This window comes from Bacillus halotolerans (assembly GCF_001517105.1).
Lineage (GTDB): Bacteria > Bacillota > Bacilli > Bacillales > Bacillaceae > Bacillus > Bacillus halotolerans.
On record NZ_LPVF01000008.1, the window covers coordinates 916,878 to 933,849 of the forward strand.

A 16,972-nucleotide genomic window follows, 5' to 3' on the forward strand; every position below is an offset into this window, starting at 1 on the left:
ATTAATAAAATATTCGCGTTATCATACTTGTATACAAGTATACTCCTTAGTGAGGAAGGTGAGCATATGCTAGACTCCAAGGACCTGTTGTATCCCGCAAAATGGCTTTCAAAAGCGTCAACCGGCGTTCGCGTCGCATGCGAGCTGAGAATGCGGATTATTTCAGGTATGATTGAAAGCGGTACCATTCTATCAGAAAATACAATCGCGGCTGAGTTTTCAGTAAGCCGTTCGCCGGTTCGCGAAGCGTTAAAAATACTGGCTTCCGAAAAAATGATCCGTTTAGAACGAATGGGAGCGGTTGTGATTGGGTTAACTGAAAAGGAAATCGCAGAAATATATGACGTGCGTTTATTATTAGAAACATTTGTCTTTGAACGGCTGGTCAAAATCGACATTGAGCCTTTAGTCAAAGATCTCAGCAAGATTCTAGAAATAATGAAAGTCTCCATCAAATACGAGGACGCGGACGAGTTTTCATTTCAGGATGTGTTATTCCATGAAACGATTATCCGCGCCATTGATCACTCATACATTCAGATGATCTGGAACAATCTAAAACCCGTAATGGAAAGCTTTATTCTTTTATCTATGCGGGTACGGTTAAAGGAAAAGTACGAAGATTTCTCAAGGATTCTGGATAACCATGAGCTTTATATTCAAGCAATCAAAACAAAGGACAGGGCGCTGATGGTTCAGTCTCTGCACCAGAATTTTGACGATGTGCAAGAAAAAGTAGAGGACCTCTGGCTCTCACAACAAATGCTGGCAAAAGGAGCTGAACACAAAAATGACTAGTTATATGTTAGGAATCGATATCGGTACGACCAGCACAAAGGCTGTATTATTCACTGAAAACGGAGACGTGGTACAAAAAGAAAGCATCGGCTACCCGCTCCATACGCCAGACATCTCAACGGCTGAACAAAACCCGGAATTGATTTTTCAGGCTGTCATCCATACAACTGCAAAAATCACGAAACAGCACCCGGAAAAACAGATCTCATTTATTTCCTTCAGCAGCGCCATGCACAGCGTCATTGCCATGGGCGAAAATGATCAGCCTCTGACACCATGCATCACGTGGGCAGACAATCGAAGCGAGGGCTGGGCGCATAAGATCAAAGATGAACTCAACGGGCATGAGGTCTACAAACGAACAGGAACACCCATTCATCCCATGTCACCGTTAAGCAAAATTGCCTGGATCACAAACGAACGGAAAGAAATCGCTTCCAAGGCAAAAAAATATATCGGCATCAAAGAATACATCTTTAAACAGCTGTTTGATGAATATGTCATCGACTATTCCTTAGCATCAGCGACTGGCATGATGAACCTCAAAAGCTTGAATTGGGACGAGGAAGCGTTACACATCGCAGGGATCACGCCGGATCACTTATCCAAACTCGTGCCGACAACCGAAATCTTTCAGCACTGCAGCCCGGAATTAGCGATCCAGATGGGAATCGATCCGGAAACACCTTTTGTCATCGGCGCGAGCGACGGCGTACTGTCCAATCTCGGCGTCAATGCCATTAAAAAAGGAGAAATCGCCGTTACAATCGGTACGAGCGGCGCTATCCGAACCATTATCGACCAGCCGCAAACCGATGAAAAGGGGAGAATTTTCTGCTACGCGTTAACGGACAAGCATTGGGTCATCGGCGGTCCGGTGAACAATGGAGGCATCGTTCTTCGCTGGATCAGAGACGAATTTGCCTCATCAGAAATCGAAACAGCGACAAGACTGGGAATTGACCCATATGACGTGCTGACGAAGATTGCTGAACGCGTCAGACCGGGTTCTGACGGCCTGCTGTTCCACCCGTATCTTGCCGGGGAACGCGCTCCGTTATGGAACCCGGATGTACGCGGCTCATTTTTCGGCCTGACCATGTCACATAAAAAAGAACATATGATACGTGCAGCATTAGAAGGGGTCATTTACAATCTGTACACTGTGTTCCTGGCGCTAACAGAATGCATGGACGGACCGGTCACCCGAATTCAAGCGACTGGCGGCTTTGCAAGATCAGAGGTTTGGCGGCAAATGATGTCGGACATATTCGAATCTGAAGTCGTCGTTCCTGAAAGCTACGAAAGCTCCTGTCTCGGCGCCTGCATTTTAGGCCTGTATGCGACAGGAAAAATCGACTCGTTCGAAGCCGTGTCCGACATGATCGGCAGCACGTACAGACATACGCCAATCGAAGACTCAGCCAAAGAATATAGAACATTAATGCCGATATTCATCAATCTATCGAGATCATTAGAAAATCAATATACCCAAATTGCAAATTATCAAAGAAGCCTAATTACACACAAATAGCACATGACATGAAGGGGAGGGCATTATCATGCCATTAATCATTGTTGCGCTTGGGATCTTAGCATTACTATTTTTGATTATGGGCTTGAAATTAAATACATTTATTTCCTTATTAGTTGTATCATTCGGCGTGGCACTGGCACTTGGGATGCCGTTTGATAAAGTTGTCAGCTCCATTGAAGAAGGTATAGGGGGGACACTTGGCCACATCGCACTCATCTTCGGACTCGGTGCGATGCTGGGCAAGCTGATTGCTGACTCAGGCGGCGCACAGCGTATAGCAATGACGCTCGTCAACAAATTCGGCGAGAAAAATATACAGTGGGCTGTTGTGATTGCTTCCTTTATTATCGGAATCGCGTTGTTCTTTGAAGTAGGATTGGTTCTATTAATCCCGATCGTATTCGCGATTTCAAGAGAATTGAAGATTTCTATTTTATATCTCGGTATTCCGATGGTCGCAGCATTATCCGTCACACACGGATTCCTGCCGCCGCACCCGGGACCGACAGCAATTGCCGGAGAATACGGCGCAAATATCGGGGAAGTGCTGCTGTACGGCTTCATTGTTGCTGTTCCGACAGTCCTGATTGCAGGGCCAATATTTACAAAGTTCGCGAAAAAAATCGTTCCTGCATCATTTGCGAAAAACGGAAATATCTCGTCACTCGGCACACAAAAAACATTCAAGCTTGAGGAAACACCAGGCTTTGGAATCAGTGTGTTTACAGCCATGCTTCCGATTATCATCATGTCGATCGCAACCATCATTGATTTGCTTCAGGAAACAATAGGATTTGCGGATAACGGTCTTCTGGCTTTCATCCGTTTGATCGGGAATGCATCGACTGCCATGATCATCTCACTGCTCGTTGCTGTTTACACAATGGGAATCGCACGCAACATTCCAATGAAAACCGTCATGGACTCTTGTTCTACAGCCATCTCGCAAATTGGCATGATGCTGTTGATCATCGGGGGAGGCGGCGCCTTTAAACAAGTGTTAATCAACGGCGGTGTCGGCGACTACGTAGCGGATTTATTCAAAGAAACGGCATTATCGCCGATTCTGCTGGCATGGCTCATCGCAGCGATCCTGCGCATCTCCTTAGGATCAGCAACCGTTGCCGCATTAAGCACGACGGGGCTCGTCATTCCATTGCTGGGACAGTCCGATGCCAACCTTGCATTAGTGGTGCTCGCAACAGGCGCAGGAAGCGTCATCGCTTCACACGTCAACGATGCCGGCTTCTGGATGTTCAAAGAATACTTTGGATTAAGCATGAAAGAAACATTTGCCACATGGACCTTGCTGGAAACAATTATCTCCGTTGCTGGACTAGGATTTATATTATTGTTAAGTTTAGTTGTATGAAATTAATGAAGGAGATGTAACACACATGTTCAATACAATTGGTGTCATAGGCTTAGGCGTAATGGGAAGCAATATCGCCTTAAACATGGCAAATAAAGGCGAAAAAGTCGCCGTCTATAATTACACCAGAGATTTAACGGACCAGCTTGTGAAAAAGCTGGATGGACAATCGCTGAGCCCGTACTACGAACTTCAAGATTTTGTTCAATCACTAGAAACACCCAGAAAAATCTTTCTGATGGTCACAGCGGGAAAACCGGTCGATTCCGTCATCCATTCGTTAATGCCTTTGCTTGAAGAAGGAGACGTCATCATGGACGGAGGCAACTCCCACTACGAAGACACAGAAAGAAGATATGACGAGCTGAAGGAAAAAGGAATCGGCTACTTGGGAATCGGCATTTCCGGCGGTGAAGTCGGCGCATTAAAAGGACCTTCCATCATGCCGGGCGGAGATCGAGACGTCTATGAAAAAGCCGCTCCGATCCTGACCAAAATCGCCGCACAAGTCGGAGAAGACCCATGCTGTGTCTACATCGGACCAAAAAGGGCAGGGCACTTTACTAAAATGGTGCACAACGGCATTGAGTATGCAGATATGCAGCTGATTGCTGAAGCCTATACATTTCTTAGAGAAACGCTTCGTCTGCCGCTCGAAGAAATCGCCAGCATCTTTGAAACGTGGAACCAAGGTGAGCTGAAAAGCTATTTAATAGAGATTACAGCGGAGATTTTACGGAAAAAGGACGAACATACAGGTCAGCCGCTGATCGATGTCATTCTTGATAAAACCGGCCAGAAAGGCACAGGAAAATGGACAAGCATGCAAGCTATTGATAACGGCATTCCATCCGCTATTATCACCGAGTCCTTGTTTGCCCGCTACCTGTCGTCCTTAAAAGAAGAACGTATGGCGGCTGAACAAGTGTTAGCCGGTCCGGAAACAGAGGAAAAACATTACGATAAGGATCTCTGGATTGAATACGTCAGACAAGCCTTATACATGGGAAAAGTATGCGCCTACGCACAGGGCTTTGCTCAATATAAAATGTCATCTGAGCTTTACGGATGGAACCTGCCGCTTAAAGACATCGCTTTAATTTTCCGCGGCGGCTGCATCATCCGCGCGGATTTCCTGAACGTCATCAGCGAGGCATTCCAAGAGCAGCCAGATCTCTCAAACCTGCTGATTGCACCTTATTTTTCAGAAAAGCTTAAAGCTTATCAGACAGGCATGCGAAAAGTCGTTTGCGAGGGAATCAGCGCCGGAAGCGCGTTCCCATGCTTAAGCACCGCGCTCTCTTACTACGACGGCTACCGCACAGGGCGTTCCAACGCCAACCTGTTACAGGCGCAGCGCGATTATTTCGGCGCCCATACGTACGAGCGGACAGATATGGATGGCGTTTTCCATACCCATTGGTCTGATGATGCAAACTAATAGATAAGGCTGACAGCTGGAGTTTTTATACCAGCTGCCAGCTTTTTTTATAGGATAAACTCACATATCACAACTAATTGAGAATCAGACATATAAAATTTGAATATTTGTCAAAGAGCAATTTATGTTGATCACACCAGCACTTTCCTTCACGATGAAAGGAAAAAGAGAAAATAATTAAGGGGTTTTGTCTTGACAAAAAATATATATTAATTAATAATTCATATATAATTAGAATTATTATTGAAAGCACTATTGCTTTCTAAACCATTTTTAGGAGGAATAACATTATGTCTTTAATCGGTAAAGAAGTACAACCATTCGAAGCAAAAGCATTCAAAAACGGTGAATTCATCGATGTAACAAACGAATCTCTAAAAGGTCAATGGAGCGTATTCTGCTTCTACCCAGCAGATTTCTCTTTCGTATGCCCAACTGAGCTTGAAGATCTTCAAAACCAATACGCTGCACTTAAAGAATTAGGTGTTGAAGTGTACTCTATCTCTACAGATACTCACTTCGTACACAAAGGCTGGCATGACAGCTCTGAAAAAATCGGCAAAATCACTTACGCAATGATCGGTGACCCATCTCAAACGATCTCTCGCAACTTCGATGTTCTTGACGAAGAAACTGGTCTTGCTGACCGCGGAACATTCATCATCGATCCAGATGGCGTGATCCAAACTGTTGAAATCAATGCAGGCGGTATCGGCCGTGACGCAAGCAACCTGATCAGCAAAGTAAAAGCAGCACAATACGTTCGTCAAAACCCAGGTGAAGTTTGCCCGGCTAAATGGGAAGAAGGCGGCGAAACTCTTACACCTAGCCTTGATCTAGTAGGTAAAATCTAAGGAGTGCATTCAATTGGTACTTGATCCAAATATCAAAGCACAATTAAATCAGTACATGCAGCTAATTGAGAACGACATTGTTCTCAAAGTGAGTGCAGGTGAAGATGACACTTCTAAGGACATGCTGGCTCTCGTTGATGAGCTGGCTTCCATGTCATCAAAAATTTCAGTTGAAAAAGCTGAATTAAACAGAACGCCAAGCTTCAGTGTGAACCGCGCCGGAGAAGACACTGGCGTCACTTTCGCCGGTATTCCTCTTGGACACGAATTCACTTCTTTAGTGTTGGCATTGCTGCAAGTGAGCGGCAGACCGCCTAAGGTAGATCAGAAAGTCATTGATCAGGTGAAGAAGATCAGCGGTGAATACCACTTTGAATCTTATATCAGCCTGACATGCCACAACTGTCCTGATGTTGTACAAGCTTTAAACATGATGAGCGTGCTGAACCCGAACATTACGCACACAATGATCGACGGTGCGGCATACAAATCAGAAGTTGAAAGCAAAAACATTATGGCAGTGCCAACGGTTTACCTAAACGGCGAATCCTTCGGAAGCGGCCGTATGACCCTCGAAGAAATTCTTGCGAAAATGGGCAGCGGCGCAGATGCATCTGAGTTCGCTGATAAAGATCCTTACGATGTTCTTGTTGTCGGCGGCGGACCTGCCGGCGCAAGTGCAGCCATTTATACGGCACGTAAAGGAATCCGCACAGGTGTTGTCGCTGAACGCTTCGGCGGACAGGTTCTCGACACAATGAGCATCGAAAACTTCATCAGCGTAAAAGCAACTGAAGGACCGAAGCTTGCTGCAAGTCTTGAAGAGCACGTGAAGGAATATGATATTGATGTCATGAACCTTCAGCGCGCAAAACGCCTTGAGAAAAAAGATTTGTTCGAGCTTGAACTCGAAAACGGTGCTGTCCTAAAAAGTAAAACAGTCATCCTTTCAACAGGTGCCCGCTGGCGCAATGTCAACGTACCTGGTGAACAAGAGTTCAAAAACAAAGGTGTCGCTTACTGCCCGCACTGTGATGGCCCATTGTTTGAAGGCAAAGACGTAGCCGTTATCGGCGGCGGAAACTCTGGTATCGAAGCAGCGATTGATCTTGCAGGTATTGTCAATCACGTCACTGTGTTAGAGTTCGCGCCGGAACTGAAGGCAGACGAAGTCTTGCAAAAACGTCTCTACAGCCTGCCAAACGTCACTGTACTCAAAAATGTACAAACAAAAGAAATCACCGGCGATCAGAGCGTAAACGGCATCACATACACAGACCGCGAAACAGGCGAAGAAAAGCACGTTGAACTCCAAGGTGTATTCGTCCAAATCGGTCTCGTGCCAAACACAGAATGGTTAGACGAAACCGTTGAACGCAACCGCATCGGCGAAATCGTAGTCGACAAAAATGGCGCTACAAGCGTCCCAGGCTTATTCGCTGCCGGCGACTGCACAGACGGTCCTTACAACCAAATCATTATTTCAATGGGATCAGGAGCAACTGCCGCTTTAGGCGCGTTTGACTACCTAATCCGTAACTAATATGAAAAGCCGCTATGCTGCTGAACCGCAGTATAGCGGCTTTTTTGCCTATCAAAAACCCGAACCAGGCACTTCGGTTAAGTGCTCGATTTGGGCCATCTGCTTTATAATACCTTACCATTCGTATGAATGACTTGTTTGTACCACTCAAATGAATCTTTCTTAAAGCGCTTCATTGTTCCGTTTCCTTCGTTATTACGATCGACATAATCATGCCGTAGCGCCAATAATGCCCCAAGGCGTATAGCCGATTAAACATAGCTTTTTATTGAGAACTATTATACATTAGCAATCCTTTTTCTTTTATTAATATTTCAGTAAAAAAGTGGTGTTCGAAAGTAAAAGATATTAGTGTTGTTACTAGAATGAAACGTCTCATCAATTGTCTATGACTTTTGAAGCGAAAGTGTAAATTTAGGTAGTTCGGTATAATCAAATTTCAGTCATTTCTTAAATTAAGGGTTTAACAGGCAAAACGGCTCTGTTAGTATGGCAACCAAAGGAGGAGGATAATTATGCAAAGCATAATAAAGCTAACCGAAACTGGCAGCCTTGGTATTCCTAGTAGGCGCCCTAGTCCTTCCGGTTTTGCCTAATGCTGCAGATGCCGCAGAACCCCAAGCTACATACAAAGTTGAAAACCTCAACGATAGTGTGTTGAAGATGACGTTCGATCATGCAGGTGTTCAGCTTGCTGATGGAAATGCTACACTAAAAGATCATGTAACAGGCGAAGAACAAGTTCTCCCTAAAAGCTCAACTGACAAAAATGGTGATCCTGTTACGCTACAATACGACAAAATCGATCATGGCGTTTTGGTCAAATTCGTAAGCCAAGAACCTGGACAAACCAGCGGTACAGTCAGCACCCAATCGGTTGGCGGCGGTGCGATAACTGGCGGCGGTACTCTGGGCCTTGCTGGCGCTGCTGTAGGAACATTCACGATACCCGGCATTGGAACTGTAGGTGCTGGTGCCGTTGGCGGTGCGACGACAGGAGCTGCTGCATCTTGCTTCTAATATAGAACTCTTCTTTCATTAACTATGGAAGGTGGTCGACATGTACAAAATCATCATTCCTGCAATACTAGTCATCTTCGCGCTCTGGATACTCTTACAGATTTCACTAGAGATGAGCATCGTTAAGAATCCAATGAACTACTTTATCGTATTTATTATCTTTTTCCTCTTTATCAAGATGGTGAAAGAAAAACAACAATAATTTGGGCGATGCAAACAGAAAAACATCCTTGCCTTAACAAACTCAGCCAGTCACATGCATTAATCTTGATTTAATGATATATAGGTGCGCATAAAAAGCTACTTCACTATGAAGTAGCTTTCTTTATTATATGCCCATTTTGATCCATCTAGTTTTTGAAAAGCGAAGGATAATCGCATTTATGATAATGATTGAAACTAAATACAAAATAATAAATAAAACATCATTACTCCCAAGTGTCATGTTATCAGATTGCAGCACTCTTTCTATTCGGGGATACATAGTGTTACCTGCCTCAAAAGGAGCAATGAAACCAAACGTTTTATTGCTTATAGCAACTAAGATAACAGAAGTCATCCAATAAACGATACTGACCCCTATACTAATTAATATATTAGGACATAACATGCTTATAGTTCCGATAATTAGAATATACTGCAGTATAACTGCAGAAAATAAAAAAAGTAATAACGCAAAATGAGAAAAATCTTGGTACATTAACGATATGATTAGCAGGCCTAGCGTTATAAATACAAAACATTCCAAAAATAAAACAGCTATCTTTTTATAAAAGAAAGTATAGATATTCTCTCCAATTAATTTGTAAAAGAGAATATTTTTGTTTGAATACTCTCTATTAATAAAGAAAGCTATAACAAAAGAAAATAACATCAAACCAAACTGAGTCACAACAGTATAGGAGCTAAAGAAAAACATTTCAGGTGTAACATTGCTGACTTTATCGATTCCAACAAGTAAAAAATATCCCAGTAAAAATAAAAAAACAAACATTGCTCCTAAAATAATGATAACTTTGTTGCTAATACTCTTTTTAAACTCTAATTTCATCTCAAGCCCCCACTGTTTTATTACTCATTTATATACACTTCAATTAATTTATCCACTGAATGATATTGTTGAATTTCCTGATGATTAAATATATAATAATACCCTTCTATCGCCTTTAAATCAGACAAATCATGTGTAATATTAATGATAATCTTATCTGGATTCTCTTGGATATACTTGTTTAGGAAGCCATGAATCTCTATAACTGTTTTTTTGTCTAATGAATTCGTTATTTCATCTAAAACAATAATATTTTTATCCTCTAATAAAAAGCTGAGCAATTTTAATTTTTGTTTCTGTCCATCACTCAAATTTTTGATCAGAACTTTCCCATCAATATTATCCAGATTAAGTAAATGTGCAATTTTATCTATCATTTCTGCATCAAATTTTTCACTCAAAAAGTGTAATAAAAAGTCCTTAGAAACATCATTAGGAATATTCGACGAGCTGGATATTAAAGAAACATTTTGACGAATATCTCTGCCGATTCTTTTGCTATTATTCAACAAAAAGTCTTTAGCAAGCTGTGATTTACCAACTCCATTTTTTCCAACAACGTGATTAATTTTCCCGCTCGAAAAATGCAAGTCGGTGTCCTGAAGTAACGTTTTGCCTTTCACTTTTAAAGTGTAATTCGCTATATTCATATACATACTCCTAGGAAATATTTGCATAATAATAAAATGTTCTGCCTTGTGATTTGTTACTAATGTCTAAGCTTTTGAGGTACCTCTTTCGTTTCCAAGCCGGAACCGCAAGAAATGTTTTTAGATGGTTGATTTGGAGATCTTTTACTCTAGTTTACAATATATAATATCCAATGTACAACTGAATTCACCGCAAGGCCAATCCCTATAATTTGAATCGTAAGAACTAACCAATGATTTGTCTTAAAACGGCTATATTCATCTAAGCTCAGAAAAGCTAAGAGAATTTTGTAACCATCAGAATTCAATATTGGAACTAAGTTCCACAATAAAGTAGACGAGAAAAGCATAAATGCCATAGTTAATGCTTCACTGGAAAATGTAAATTGATTTATTAATTCTAATGTGTTTATTAAAAGATAATTGATAAACAAGCCAAATAAATGAACGATTATCTTTTCATTTCTTGATAGCATGTAGGTTTCATTCAATTGGACATAAAAAGCAGGAAATACATAAAAATTCAGTTTGAATCCCACTTTATCAAAGTTTTTCCCGAAAAATTTTAAGGAATAAATATGTCCCAGTTCATGAAGCACTATATTCATTATAAAGTAAATAACTATAATTATCCACATTTTCCAGCCATAAAATACTGAGGACAATCCATTTTGCAATTTTATTAAATGAATGTAATTTAATATGAACATGAAAGCCGTAAAGAATAAGAACAAATAAAAAAACTTTGGTGATACTTTTTCTTTATACATTTTAAAACGTAATAATTGTTCATCTGTAAGTGAATTCAAGCTATTTTTATAGTATTCTCCGCTATTTTTGTCTTTTATAAATATGTTGTTTTGCACAATCACTTCATATTTTTCATCTTCATACTTTAAAATTTTCATTATAGTATTTTTCCATATAAGGATAGAAGTAGTTTATTTTTTCTGCAGAGTTGAATAAGGAACCACAAACTCCACAAATAGAGGAAAATTCATAAGGAATGTCAAATTCCTCTACCTTATTATTTTCTTTTAAAATATTCAAAAACCATTTGAACCCTTCTTTTCTAAGAATAAATAATAGCAAATTAGAATTTAACTTTTCTACGGTTCTTTCAAAACTTTGGTTAAATTCTTCTCTTAAAGTTATTTTCGTTTCAAAAATAGCAGGAGAACAACATGGATAAATTTCGCCATCATGATGATATACAATATCATATCCGGGACAATGTAAGGAATCTTCATCTTCAAGACTGTAAAATTTATGTATGTTTTCTTGCTTAATTCTATTTTTGGCAGCGCCAACTGATATCATTGGAAATTTTGTTATCTTAACACCTAAGATTGAATCTCCTAACTCCTCTAAAATATGGTTGGACATTTTATCTTTAGTAACCGCCATATTAAGAGAAATATCTATACTGCCTCGGTATTTCCTGCTATGTTCAAAAATTCTTTTAACACTGGACGGTTTAACAAATGGAGCATGGTACTCATCATAACTTATAGTCAGTGCTATCACATTTAAAGAGTTCATATCATGAAAGTATTCCTGAACCTTTTTCTTGCTGATACCCCAAAATCCATTAGAGATCAATGTTATTTGTTTTTCATATGGTTTAATGATTTCCATTAGTTCTTTCAAAAATTTGTAATCTAAAAAAACTTCCCCACCAGTAAAAGAAATCACTTGAATGGTTTTGTTTTTTGCAAATTCAGTTACTAACTCTCTTATGTATTCTTTTTCCATCCTAGTTGTTGAAGTTGGTGAACTAGAAAAACAACAATGATCACAGGATGCATTACACCTTGAATCTAAATTGATTGATACTGTTTTATTATACATGAAATACCCCCCAACAAATGGTAAAGGAGAGTTAGACTCTCCTTGTACCCCTCTAATTAATGACCACTTCCAAGAATCCAACGACTATCTTGAGATTTTACAAAATACCAAAGATCATTCACTTTTGCTAACTTTTGTGATTCATCTAATAGACCCTTAAATTCTAAGTTTTTCACAGTCTCATTGTTAGTGTTTTCCTTTTTCATATTATCCCTCCTTATCTTCTAATATAAACCAATTATTCCATGTAGATCAATCTATGTCAATATTTTGTACCAATAATTCTGAATAATGTTACTAATCTTGGTATTAAAAGCCCATAGTCTTCTAGACCCTCTAAGCCGAATGATAGGCCATAGATTGATTTAAAACTTCGTAATGAAGATCAAAACATCATTTGACTACACTAGTTAAGGGATATACAAATTTTAAGTAGGAAGAAACAAAGGAAACTGCTCCTTCTTAGCTAAGCGAGATTAATAGTGCAAACTACCCCAAATCAGCCTGCAAGACCTCCTCCATGGATACTGCTGAAAAGCCTTTTTAGCTCTTGCCTAAGCTATCTGGGCATCTCTTTCCCTCGTTTCAATTGTCACAAAAAGCAGTTATGCGGTACTATCATATAAAGGTCCAATGATAAAAAATAATGTCATACTTTTAAATTCACTTTATCAAGCAAATGCTCATAAATAGGGGTTTATTCTAAAAAGGGGATGGACAGTTTTGGAAAGCAAGTACTTAGATCTACTCGCGCAAAAATACGATTGTGAAGAAAAAGTGGTAACGGAAATCATTAATTTGAAAGCGATACTGAACCTGCCAAAAGGCACCGAGCATTTTGTCAGTGATCTGCACGGGGAGTATCAGGCCTTCCAGCACGTGCTGCGTAATGGTTCAGGACGAGTCAAAGAGAAGATACGCGATATTTTCAGCGGTGTCATTTACGATAGAGAAATTGATGAATTAGCGGCGTTGGTGTATTACCCGGAAGACAAGCTGAAGTTAATCAAACATGACTTTGACGCGAAAGAAGCGTTAAACGAGTGGTATAAAGAAACGATTAACCGAATGATTAAGCTTGTTTCTTATTGCTCGTCCAAGTATACCCGCTCCAAACTCCGCAAAGCACTGCCTGCCCAGTTTGCTTATATTACGGAGGAACTGCTATACAAAACAGAACAAGCTGGCAACAAGGAGCAATATTACTCCGAGATCATTGATCAGATCATTGAACTTGGACAGGCTGATAAGCTGATCACCGGTCTTGCTTACAGCGTTCAGCGATTGGTGGTCGACCATCTGCATGTTGTCGGCGATATTTACGACCGCGGACCGCAGCCGGACAGGATTATGGAAGAATTGATTAACTATCACTCTGTCGATATTCAATGGGGAAATCACGATGTCCTTTGGATAGGCGCCTACGCCGGTTCCAAAGTATGCCTGGCCAATATTATCCGTATCTGTGCCCGCTATGACAACCTGGATATTATTGAAGACGTGTACGGCATCAACCTGAGACCGCTGCTGAACCTGGCCGAAAAATATTACGATGATAACCCATCTTTCCGTCCAAAAGCAGACGAAAACAGACCTGAGGATGAGATTAAGCAAATCACAAAAATCCATCAAGCGATTGCGATAATCCAATTCAAGCTTGAGAGCCCGATTATCAAGAGACGGCCGAACTTTAATATGGAGGAACGGCTGTTATTAGAGAAAATAGATTATGACAAAAAAGAAATCACACTGCATGGAAAAACATATCAACTGGAAAACACCTGCTTTGCGACAATCAATCCGGAACAGCCAGATCAGCTATTAGAAGAAGAAGCAGAAGTCATGGACAAGCTGCTATTCTCTGTCCAGCATTCCGAAAAGCTGGGCCGACATATGAATTTTATGATGAAAAAAGGCAGCCTGTATTTAAAATATAACGGCAACCTATTAATTCATGGCTGTATTCCAGTTGATCAAAACGGCAATATGGAAACGATGATGATTGAGGATAAACCGTATGCGGGCCGTGAGCTGCTCGATGTATTTGAGCGGTTCTTACGGGAAGCGTTTGCCCACCCGGAAGAAACCGATGACCTGGCGACAGATATGGCCTGGTATTTATGGACAGGCGAGTACTCCTCCCTCTTCGGAAAACGTGCCATGACGACATTTGAGCGGTATTTCATCAAAGAGAAGGAAACGCATAAAGAAAAGAAAAACCCGTATTATTATTTACGCGAAGACGAGGCAACCTGCCGAAACATCCTGGCAGAATTCGGCCTCAACCCAGATCACGGCCATATCATCAATGGCCATACGCCAGTAAAAGAAATCGAAGGAGAAGACCCAATCAAAGCAAACGGAAAAATGATCGTCATCGACGGCGGCTTCTCCAAAGCCTACCAATCCACAACAGGCATCGCCGGCTACACGCTGCTATACAACTCCTACGGCATGCAGCTCGTCGCCCATAAACACTTCAACTCCAAGGCAGAAGTCCTAAGCACCGGCACCGATGTCTTAACGGTGAAGCGATTAGTGGACAAAGAGCTCGAGCGGAAGAAAGTGAAGGAAACGAATGTGGGTGAGGAACTGCTACAAGAGGTTGCGATTTTGGAGAGTTTGCGGGAGTATCGGTATATGAAGTGAGGGATGTGGGTTCAGAGATTAGAAATGCTCCCTTAAAGGTAGACAGATGGAAATAAAAAATCTGTTTGCCTTGGGGAGTTTTTTCATGTCTTGAAAATGGCACTCAAAAAAAGACAAAACTAAACACATTCAGAATGTGATCTGGGGAATGCTTAGATGAAAGAGGTTGCTAAAGAATATGGCATTCTAACCGAATGAAGGCACGACATAACATAGCCGGCGTTAAGAGCCCGGAATGCTCTAAACACCATAAGTTCTACGCTGTGGAACTGAAACACGCTGCCGTGAAGGACTTCTTATCAGGACACTACTCTCTGAGAGATATCACAAGAAAATATCAAATTTTCAGTAAATCCGCACTGAACAGATGGACTAAGCTCTATAACGAAAAAAAGTTTATTGAAGAACCTTGCTTCTCATAAAAAAAGGGATCTACTTTCTCTGTTGTTACTAACTATGAAAGGTTTTCGAAATATACAAAATCATCATTCCTGCAATACTAACCATCTTCGTCCTCTGAATACTATTACAAATTTCACTAGAGATGAGCATCTTTGAGAATACAATGAATTACTTTATCGTACTCATTTTCTTCTTCCTCTTTATGAAGATGATGAAAGAAAAACAAACAACAATAGTTTACTTCTAAAAGCTGCGGAAACCAGATCTGTATTAGAATCATGCCTCTAAGAAACCCTATTACAACAAATCCATCTATTTTTCGTAGAACGACGAAATCATCTCCCACTCGATCTTCCATTACATTCGGGAAAGATTAGGATTAAAATTGGAATCTATTAGTTTCTTCACGTGGTCAGCTTAATGAGGAAGAAACGGAAGTATTTGCTGAAGGCTGGACTTCCGAAGCTGTATATTGAAAGTAATTTTAATCTCACGAATGGATAGCCCATTTGATTACTCGAGATGTCTTATAATTATGAGCAGTCGCGTACAGGATTATATTTTTTATTGTGAAGGTTAATAGAAATTATCTTTTGAAGAAATATGAGGAAAAATGTAGTGACAAATAAAACATCAAATTTAAGGAATGGTGAAATAAATTGTTATCCACAACTATAACTAATGCCTAACATAATACGATTTTGAACTATCACTATTATGATGACGCCGCTGTACTTTATCGGCGTCATCATGGTAATTAAATGTAACATACTGGTGCATCCGCCATGACCAGTGGACAGTGACACTTCCTTTTCAGTTCCAACTTTCAGCTGGAAACAAAGTTACGGTGTTAACTTTATCTATCTAGGAGGAAGATTCCTGATGAAAGAATAATGTTAACCACTTAGTCCATTATCCCATTTTTTCACTCTAGAAGTTTTGTTAATAATTAATATTTTTTCAATTAAATAGTATAAGATATAAAAGTTAATAAAGTATTACTACTCTGCCTGATAAATGTCGAAAACTACATAAGGAACTCCAGCATCAATTGTATGATCATATGTATATAGATGATCCTCACTATTTTCACATTTTCCTAGCGTTCGCTTGAAATTATTGTCATAATAAATATAAACCTTCCCATTACAGATTGGGCAAGTTCCATATTTTTTAATCTTATAAATATCACCATCTTTATCAATTAATTTAGGGGTCTTTGATTTATAAAATACGCCTCTGGTTTTTAAATCTAAATACTTTTGTTTATTATCAACAGCATATAAAAGCATGGAAACAGCACATAAAATAAAGAAAAATGTAAAATTAGATTTCGTGATCAAATAATCTATTATAGTTACTAATGCTGATATAATTGATAAGAAACCTGCAATTTCAAATTTGCGTTTAAACCCATTTAATCCACCAATAACTTTTCCATCAATTTGTTCACTATATCTAACAACTAACTCACTGTTTTCATTAATAACATTAATACTATCGATATAGACATCTTGTTTTCCGTTATTCCCCACCCCGACATTTATACTATTGTCACCTGTTGTTATCGTATTAACAGTATTATTATTCTGGACAATAGCATGACCACAAAAAGGGCAAAAAGTATAAGAGTTAATTATAGATTTCCGACATATTTTACACTCCATTTATAACCCCCCGTTAATATATTTCGATGTACTCGCCCTATAAACCACGAATTTACACTAAAGAAATCTCATTGAATTAAAAAGCTCTTTTGGTTAAAATGATGATTACTATTAAATATGATTAAATCACTTAGCTA

The 16,972-nt window shown here is 39.9% G+C and carries 15 protein-coding genes and 2 pseudogenes; 10 read left to right on the forward strand and 7 right to left on the reverse strand.

The genetic code is table 11. The features are described 5' to 3' along the window. The first annotated feature begins 66 nt into the window (after positions 1–66). The 6 genes from gntR to ahpF all read left to right on the forward strand — a co-directional run bounded on the left by gntR (position 67) and on the right by ahpF (position 7,545). Positions 67–798 (forward strand): gluconate operon transcriptional repressor GntR, encoded by a 732-nt coding sequence (gene gntR, locus AU387_RS07090; protein WP_044160140.1) that lies wholly within the window; start codon positions 67–69, stop codon positions 796–798. Beyond that, complete coding sequence (gene gntK / locus AU387_RS07095; protein ID WP_059292154.1) at positions 791–2,332, forward strand: gluconokinase; 1,542 nt, start codon at positions 791–793, stop codon at positions 2,330–2,332. Before gntR ends, gntK begins: the two co-directional genes overlap by 8 nt. Before the next feature lie 28 nt (positions 2,333–2,360). Beyond that, complete coding sequence (gene gntP, locus AU387_RS07100; RefSeq protein ID WP_059335302.1) at positions 2,361–3,707, forward strand: gluconate permease GntP; 1,347 nt, start codon at positions 2,361–2,363, stop codon at positions 3,705–3,707. A gap of 25 nt (positions 3,708–3,732) precedes the next feature. After that, the gene (gene gnd / locus AU387_RS07105; RefSeq protein ID WP_059335303.1) at positions 3,733–5,148 is read left to right on the forward strand and encodes a decarboxylating NADP(+)-dependent phosphogluconate dehydrogenase; all 1,416 of its coding nucleotides are present in this window, start codon (positions 3,733–3,735) and stop codon (positions 5,146–5,148) included. Between the two features lie 290 nt (positions 5,149–5,438). Further along, on the forward strand, positions 5,439–6,002 hold the full coding sequence (gene ahpC, locus AU387_RS07110) for an alkyl hydroperoxide reductase subunit C (protein ID WP_010332567.1): 564 nt from the start codon (positions 5,439–5,441) through the stop codon (positions 6,000–6,002). A 13-nt stretch (positions 6,003–6,015) separates the two neighbouring features. Next, a complete protein-coding gene (ahpF, locus tag AU387_RS07115) occupies positions 6,016–7,545 on the forward strand; it encodes an alkyl hydroperoxide reductase subunit F (RefSeq protein ID WP_059335304.1) in 1,530 nt (509 codons plus the stop codon). 104 nt (positions 7,546–7,649) lie between these two features. Here the strand turns inward: ahpF and AU387_RS21955 are convergent. Continuing rightward, positions 7,650–7,800 (reverse strand): annotated as a pseudogene (locus AU387_RS21955) (family 1 glycosylhydrolase); the annotation flags it as partial. A gap of 297 nt (positions 7,801–8,097) precedes the next feature. On the opposite strand from AU387_RS21955, the gene AU387_RS07120 reads away from it, so the two are divergent. Together AU387_RS07120 and AU387_RS20410 are read left to right on the forward strand one after the other, a co-directional pair. After that, on the forward strand, positions 8,098–8,565 hold the full coding sequence (locus AU387_RS07120) for a hypothetical protein (RefSeq protein WP_059335305.1): 468 nt from the start codon (positions 8,098–8,100) through the stop codon (positions 8,563–8,565). A gap of 40 nt (positions 8,566–8,605) precedes the next feature. Then, positions 8,606–8,767, forward strand: coding sequence for a hypothetical protein (locus AU387_RS20410; RefSeq protein ID WP_044160152.1), 162 nt, complete (start codon positions 8,606–8,608; stop codon positions 8,765–8,767). A 126-nt stretch (positions 8,768–8,893) separates the two neighbouring features. On the opposite strand, the gene AU387_RS07125 is transcribed toward AU387_RS20410, so the two are convergent. The 5 genes from AU387_RS07125 to AU387_RS07145 all read right to left on the reverse strand — a co-directional run bounded on the left by AU387_RS07125 (position 8,894) and on the right by AU387_RS07145 (position 12,323). Further along, positions 8,894–9,616 carry a peptide ABC transporter permease gene (locus AU387_RS07125; RefSeq protein WP_059335306.1) on the reverse strand — a complete coding sequence of 241 codons (723 nt, stop codon included), beginning with the start codon at positions 9,614–9,616 and terminating at the stop codon, positions 8,894–8,896. Between the two features lie 20 nt (positions 9,617–9,636). Then, the gene (locus tag AU387_RS07130) at positions 9,637–10,266 is read right to left on the reverse strand and encodes an ATP-binding cassette domain-containing protein (protein ID WP_059335307.1); all 630 of its coding nucleotides are present in this window, start codon (positions 10,264–10,266) and stop codon (positions 9,637–9,639) included. A 149-nt stretch (positions 10,267–10,415) separates the two neighbouring features. After that, positions 10,416–11,174, reverse strand: a complete 759-nt coding sequence (gene liaK, locus AU387_RS07135; RefSeq protein ID WP_059335308.1) for a zinc metalloprotease LiaK — start codon at positions 11,172–11,174, stop codon at positions 10,416–10,418. Next, on the reverse strand, positions 11,155–12,117 hold the full coding sequence (locus tag AU387_RS07140) for a YydG family radical SAM peptide epimerase (RefSeq protein WP_059335309.1): 963 nt from the start codon (positions 12,115–12,117) through the stop codon (positions 11,155–11,157). Before AU387_RS07140 ends, liaK begins: the two co-directional genes overlap by 20 nt. 56 nt (positions 12,118–12,173) lie before the next feature. After that, a complete protein-coding gene (locus AU387_RS07145) occupies positions 12,174–12,323 on the reverse strand; it encodes an epipeptide YydF family RiPP (protein WP_044160161.1) in 150 nt (49 codons plus the stop codon). Positions 12,324–12,840: 517 nt separating this feature from the next. On the opposite strand from AU387_RS07145, the gene fbp reads away from it, so the two are divergent. Beyond that, a complete protein-coding gene (fbp, locus tag AU387_RS07150; RefSeq protein ID WP_059335310.1) occupies positions 12,841–14,766 on the forward strand; it encodes a fructose-1,6-bisphosphatase in 1,926 nt (641 codons plus the stop codon). A gap of 472 nt (positions 14,767–15,238) precedes the next feature. After that, positions 15,239–15,415: pseudogene (locus tag AU387_RS21095) on the forward strand (hypothetical protein). Positions 15,416–16,169: 754 nt separating this feature from the next. Here the strand turns inward: AU387_RS21095 and AU387_RS07165 are convergent. Continuing rightward, a complete protein-coding gene (locus AU387_RS07165) occupies positions 16,170–16,835 on the reverse strand; it encodes a hypothetical protein (protein ID WP_059335313.1) in 666 nt (221 codons plus the stop codon). Positions 16,836–16,972 lie beyond the last annotated feature (137 nt).